This is a genomic window from Halomonas sp. SIMBA_159 (genome assembly GCF_046536035.1).
In the GTDB taxonomy this organism is placed as follows: domain Bacteria; phylum Pseudomonadota; class Gammaproteobacteria; order Pseudomonadales; family Halomonadaceae; genus Vreelandella; species Vreelandella venusta_A.
Window position 1 is genome coordinate 1 of the sequence record NZ_JAWJBT010000592.1, and the last position, 271, is coordinate 271.

At 69.7% G+C, this 271-nt stretch carries 1 protein-coding gene; it reads right to left on the reverse strand.

Translation table 11 applies throughout. The annotated features are described in order from the left end of the window. Positions 1-41: 41 nt before the first annotated feature. Positions 42-271, reverse strand: a 230-nt coding sequence (locus tag R0J87_RS20590; protein ID WP_498888576.1) for a hypothetical protein, incomplete at its 5' end; no start/stop codon positions are given.

Here is a 271-nt window from a genome sequence, read left to right on the forward strand (position 1 = left end):
CTGCTCGCACTCGGGGCACCAGTAGGCGTAAGTCGGCATGTCTACCTCAGATACGTGGCTTGAAGCTCCCCGGCGGTTTCCTGCTGACGCTGATTCCGCTCCGTGTCCGGCGTGATGTTACCGGCCATGCCGCCCCGCGGGTTGGGCTGCTGCGGCCTCGACCCGCCGGGGAAGCCGCCCGGCGATGGGGTGCTGGGGGCCATGTTACCGGCCGGTGCGCCGCCGCCGGGCATCGGCACCGCGTCGGGCTGGTTGTCCGGGTTCATAATCG